The 5,679-nt window shown below is 74.4% G+C and carries 3 protein-coding genes and 1 pseudogene; all 4 read left to right on the plus strand.

Going from position 1 to position 5,679, the window contains the following annotated elements; translation table 11 throughout:
• Positions 1–245 (plus strand): annotated as a pseudogene (locus AC5LSR_RS22065) (ATP-binding protein); the annotation flags it as partial.
• A 140-nt stretch (positions 246–385) separates the two neighbouring features.
• Positions 386–2,110 carry a TIGR02677 family protein gene (locus AC5LSR_RS22070; protein ID WP_493468942.1) on the plus strand — a complete coding sequence of 575 codons (1,725 nt, stop codon included), beginning with the start codon at positions 386–388 and terminating at the stop codon, positions 2,108–2,110.
• 11 nt (positions 2,111–2,121) lie between these two features.
• Positions 2,122–3,504 carry a TIGR02678 family protein gene (locus AC5LSR_RS22075; protein ID WP_250287151.1) on the plus strand — a complete coding sequence of 461 codons (1,383 nt, stop codon included), beginning with the start codon at positions 2,122–2,124 and terminating at the stop codon, positions 3,502–3,504.
• Positions 3,501–5,679 (plus strand): TIGR02680 family protein (locus AC5LSR_RS22080; protein ID WP_493468943.1); only part of this gene is annotated, 2,179 nt, incomplete at its 3' end. The genes AC5LSR_RS22075 and AC5LSR_RS22080, both read left to right, overlap by 4 nt.

A 5,679-nucleotide genomic window follows, 5' to 3' on the forward strand; every position in this document is an offset into this window, starting at 1 on the left:
CCCCGGACGGCAGACGCCACTGGCAACGCGAAGCCCTCGAACTCAAGGTCCGCCGCGCGGGCGAGGCCGACCCGCTGCGCCGCGGCCTGATCCAGCTCGACGGCTACCTCGACCGCATCCATCTCGACCACGGCGTCCTTGTCCTCTTCGACACCCGTCCCGACGCCCCACCCATCACCGACAGAACCACCATCATCACCATCCCCAGCCCCGCCGGCCGCACCATCACCCTGCTACGCGCCTGACAGCCGCGGCCCGCGGCGGAGGGAGATGGCCAGAAGACCGTCGCGAGGATCATGCCGGGGTGGCATCCAGTGCAACACTGTTTGTGACCGGGTACCCGCGTTTCGTGGGCGGCGGATGGTTCGTAATACTGGTCGGTGTGATGGCTGACGCGGGGACCGGTGAGAGGGCGGCAAACGGCGCGTCCAGACAGCCGTTCGCGCACCTGAGCGCACCGAATGCCCCCTTTTACCGGGACGTGCTGACGACGTTCGCGCGGGCGCGGGACCGGTTCATCGTGCACATGCGGCCCGAGGACGTCAGCGTGGACCTGGGGCGGCCGGGGGATACCGAGCCGGTGGTCGCGGCGTTGGAGAAGCTGGTCGAGTGGGGGAACCTGCGGGCCGATCCCGACACCTCCCGGGTGGTCACGGTGGAGGACTTCCACCGGGCCCGCTACCTCTACCAGCTGACCGTGGCCGGGCAGGCCGCCGAGGACGCGATCACCGTCTACGAGGAGGCGGTCGGCCGCAAGGGCGCGCTGCAGTCGGTGGCGCTGGAGGACATCGCCACCCAGCTGCACGCACTGGCGGAGATGGCCGCGGCGGGCCCGGGACGTCTCGATCCGGCAAAGGTGCACCTGCTGTTGCTGGCGCTGGCCGAACGTTTCACCGGGCTCGCCGACAACGCACAGGCATTCATGGCCTCGTTGCGTCGGGTCATTGATTTCGCCGACGGGAACGTGGACGCCTTCGTCGCCTACAAGCAGCGGCTCATCGACTACATCAACCGGTTCATCGCCGACCTGGCCAACCGGGGAGCGGAGATCGCCACCCTGCTCGGCCGGATCGAGGCAGCCGGCGTGGACCGCCTGTTGGTGCTCGCCGCCCGCCGGGAGGCCGCCGACGTCGTCCCGGACATCCCCGACGGCACCGACGGCACCGGCAGCGGTGCCACCGGCAACGTGACTGGCAGTACTGTGACTGACAGTAATAATTCTGAGAGCGCCGAGAGCGCTGTCAGGGGTGCCGGGGGACGTCCCGTCATCGACGCGGACGCGTCCGCCGCCTACGATGCCGCGGCCGCGGCATCCCTGGCCGACTGGCGCAACCGGTGGCGTGGCCTGCGGGACTGGTTCCTCTCCGCCGACTCGCGCCATCCGTCCCAGGCCCGGCTGCTGCGCGGCGCGGCCGTCACGGCGATCACCCAGCTCATCGACACCGTGGCGGCGCTCAACGAGCGCCGCTCGGGGCGTTCGGACCGGTCGGCGGACTTCCGCGCACTCAGCCGCTGGTTCGCCGAGGCACCGGACGACGCGGCGGCCCACCGGCTGTGGCGGGCGGCGTTCGGCCTCACCTCGGCCCGGCACCTGACGGTCACCCAGGAGACCCTGACGGCCTGGGAGGAGGACGAGCCGACGCCGGCCACGCCGTGGCGGCAGGCACCACCGGTACGGATCAGCCCGCAGCTGCGCCGGACCGGCTCCTACGAGCGGCGCGGGCAGCCCAACCGGGTCGCGGACCGCGCCGGGCAGCGCCGGTTCCTCCAGGAGCAGGCCGCCCGGGAGGCCGAGGAGGCCGCGGCGGCCCGGCAACGGCTGGCCACCGCCGGGCCGGTCCTGCTCTCCGGCCTCGATGTGCTCGACCGGCAGGCGTTCCGGCTGTTCCTCGGCGTCCTCGGGGACGCGCTCGCGGCCCGGCTGCCGGGCGAGACCGAGGTGAAGACCACCACCAGCGACGGCAGCATGGAGATCCGGCTGTCGCTCGTCCCCGACGGGGGCACCGTGGCGATCGAGACCTGTGACGGGGTGCTGCACGGCCCGGAGCACCTTGTCGAGATCGTCGATCTGACCGCGGCGCGGCCCGGCGGGGCACGGGAAGCGGTATGACGGGAAGCGGTATGACCGGAAGCGCTATGACCGGGGACGCGTCCACCGAGGAGAAGCGGGCGCAGCGGCGCAAGGCCCTGCGCATCCTGCTGGCCAAGCCCCTGCTGAGCGCCGGCGCGGACGACGACGCGCTGCGGCTGGTCCGCCGCAACGCCGCGCAGCTGCGCGAATGGCTCGCCGTGGAGACCGGCTGGCGGCTGGTCGTCGACGTCGAGTCGGCGCGGCTGTTCAAGACGGTGCCGGCTGATCCGGACGGCACGCATCCGGCGCGGGAGGGCCGGGGCCGGGCACCGTTCGGGCGCCGCCGTTACGTGCTGCTCTGCCTCGCGCTGGTGGTGCTGGAGACGGCCGACGCGCAGGTCACCCTCGGCCGGCTGGCCGAGGGGATCATCGTCGCGGCCAGTGACCCGGAGCTGGCCGCCGCCGGTGTCACGTTCACCCTCAGCCGCCGGGACGAGCGTTCCGACCTGGTCGGGGTGGTCCGGCTGCTGCTCACCCTCGGCGTGCTCGAACGGGTCGCCGGCGACGAGGACGCCTACCTCACCGACACCGGTGACGTGCTGTACGACGTGCGCCGCCGGATCCTGGCGTCGATGCTGACCGGCGTCCGCGGCCCGTCCACCATCGAGGCCGCGGACTTCGGCCAGCGGCTGGCCGAGCTGACCCACGAGCCGGTCGCCGACACCGACGAGCTGCGTAACCGGGCGCTGCGCCACCGGCTGACCCGCCGTCTGCTGGACGACCCGGTCGTCTACTACGACGAGCTCGCCGAGGACGAGCGCGCCTACCTGACCAGCCAGCGGCACGCGATCACCCGGCGGATCGAGGAGGCCACCGGCCTGGTCGCCGAGATGCGCGCCGAGGGCATCGCCATGGTCGACCCCGACGACGAGGTGACTGACGTGCGGATGCCCGAACAGCGCACCGACGGCCATGTCACCCTGCTCGTCGCCGAGTATCTGGCCGCCGCGGCCGGCCGTGGCGAACCGGTGCCGACCGCCCGGCTGCGCGCCCACGTCCGGAAGATGGCGGTCGAACATGCCGCCTACTGGCGGCGCGGTGTCACCGAGCCGGGCGCCGACGCCGAACTGCTCGCCGCGGCCCTGGACAAGCTGCGCGCGCTGCGGCTGGTCGTCGACGTCCCCGGTGACCAGCCGATGGTGCTCGCCCGGCCCGCGATCGCGCGGTACGCGGTCGAGGCGCCGACGATCCGCACCGGCCCGGCGGCCCGCACCGGCCGGGGCAGAGCCGGCCAGGGGAACAGGACCGGCCAGGGGAGCAGAGCAGGCCAGGGGAGCGGGACCGGCCGGCAGGGGAGCGGGGCCGGCCGGGCCCGGGGCAGAGCCGAGCAGACCAGGGACACCACCACTGACAGGAAGGCGGCTCGCGGGTGAGCGCCGAGGCACCCACGCCGCGCCGGCAGCGCTGGCAGCCGCTGCGCACCGGCCTGGTGGACCTTTTCTACTACGACGTCGAGGAGTTCCACTTCCATGACGGCCGGCTGCTGCTGCGCGGCAACAACGGCACCGGCAAGTCGAAGGTGCTCGCGCTGACCCTGCCGTTCCTGCTCGACGGCGAGCTGGCCGCGCACCGGGTCGAGCCGGACGGCGACCGCAACAAGCGGATGGAGTGGAACCTGCTGCTCGGCGGCCGGCATCCGCATCCCGAACGGCTGGGGTACACCTGGCTGGAGTTCGGCCGGCTGTGCGCGGACGGCGCCGCCGAGTACCGCACGATCGGTGTCGGCCTCAAGGCGGTGGCCGGGCGCGGCATCGCCCGGCACTGGTTCTTCGTCACCCGGCAGCGGATCGGCCCGCAGCTGTCCCTGGTCGGCCCGACCAGGGTGGCGCTGACCCGGGACAAGCTCAGGGAGGCCGTCGACGGGTACGGCGCGGTGTACGACACGGCGTCGGACTACCGCCGGGCCGTGGACGAGACACTGTTCGGTCTCGGCACGCAGCGTTACGAGGCGCTGGTCAACCTGCTCATCCAGCTCCGCCAGCCGCAGCTGTCGAAGAAGCCCGACGAGAAGCTGCTCTCCCGGGCGCTGACCGAGGCGTTGCCGCCGCTGGATCCGGCGCTGGTGGCGACCGTGGCCGAGGCGTTCCGCGGCCTGGACGAGGAACGCGAGGCGCTGCGCGGCCTGGACGAGGCGAGAACCGCCGCGGACGCGTTCCTGACCCATTACCGCCGCTACGCGGCCGTCGCCGCGAAACGCGCCGTGGCACCGCCGCGACAGGCGCACAGCCGCTACGAACAGTTCGGCCGGGAGCTCGGTGAGGCCGACAGCGCGCACCAGACGGCGAGCGAGGCGCTGGCCGCCGCGCAGCACCGCCTCGAGGAGCTGGCCGCGGCCAGGGCCGCGCTGGAGGTGCGGCGGACGGCGTTGCAGGACAGCCCGGAGATGCGCGACGCCGAGGCGCTGCGCACCGCCGGCGCCGAGGCCGAGCGGCTGGCCCGGTTCGCCGCCGGCCGCCGGAGCGACAGCGCGTCCGCCGACGAGGCGGTCAGGCGCCGGCAGGCCCGTTCCACCGCCGCCCGGCGGACCGCCGCCGCGGACGAGGAGACCTTCGGCGCCGCGCTGTCCACGGCGGCGCGGGCGGCCGAGGCGGCCCGCATCACCGACCGGCATGCCACGGTGCTGGCCGAGCTGGACGGTGACCAGCCGCCCTACCCGGCCGCCGCCAGGGCGGGCACCGCGCTCGTCGACCGGCAGCGCAACGCCGTCACCCGCCTGGACGGGCTGCTGACGCAGGCGTGGACGGCCGAGACCGCCGCGCGGACAGCCCGCGAGGAGCTGGACCGGATCAGCGCCGAGCGGCAGGCCGCGATCAACCGGATCGCCGAGGCCGACGAGCTGACCGCCCGGCGCGGCGCCGAGCTCCTCGAGGCGTACGCGCGTTACCTGGCCGGCACGGCCCTGCTGCGGGTCGCCGACGCCGACGAGGTGCTGGCCGCCGCGGAAGCATGGGCGGAGACCCTCGACGGCCCGAACCCGGTGACAACGGCCGTGGACACCGCGGCCCGGCAGGCCACCGCCGCGCTCGGCCGCCGGCAGGCCCAGGTCGACGCCGAGCGGGCGGCGGCAGGCGGCGAACGCGACCGGCTCGCCGAGGAGATCGCCCGTCTGGAGGCCGGCGGCCACGACGCGCCGCCGACGCCGTACACCCGGGCCGCCGCGGCCCGCGACGGCCGGGCCGGCGCCGCGCTGTGGAAGGTCGTCGACTTCGTCGACGGTGTGCCCGAGGAACACCGGGCGGGTATCGAGGCAGCGCTGGAGGCAGCCGGGATCCTCGACGCGTGGATCACCCCGGACGGCGCCCTGCGCGATCCCGTCAGCGACGACGTCCTGATCCGTCCCGGCCGGCCCGTGCCGGGCGGCGGGCTCGACGCGGTGCTGGCCCCGGCGATCGACCAGGCCGACCCGTCCGCGTCCGCGCTCACCGGCCCGGTGGTCACCGCCGTGCTGGCCGCGATCGGCCTGGGCACCCCGGACTCCCTGGGCGCCGCCCACCCGGGTGCCGCCCACCCGGGCGCCGCCCGCTCTGACGGCGCCCATTCCGGCGGCG

Source organism: Protofrankia sp. CiP1_Cm_nod4, from assembly GCF_982290645.1.

Bases quoted from the DNA above. Each gene is read 5' to 3' on its own strand.
- AC5LSR_RS22075 (WP_250287151.1), top strand. From the start codon at position 2,122: ATGACCGGAAGCGCTATGACCGGGGACGCGTCCACCGAGGAGAAGCGG.
- AC5LSR_RS22070 (WP_493468942.1), top strand. From the start codon at position 386: ATGGCTGACGCGGGGACCGGTGAGAGGGCGGCAAACGGCGCGTCCAGA.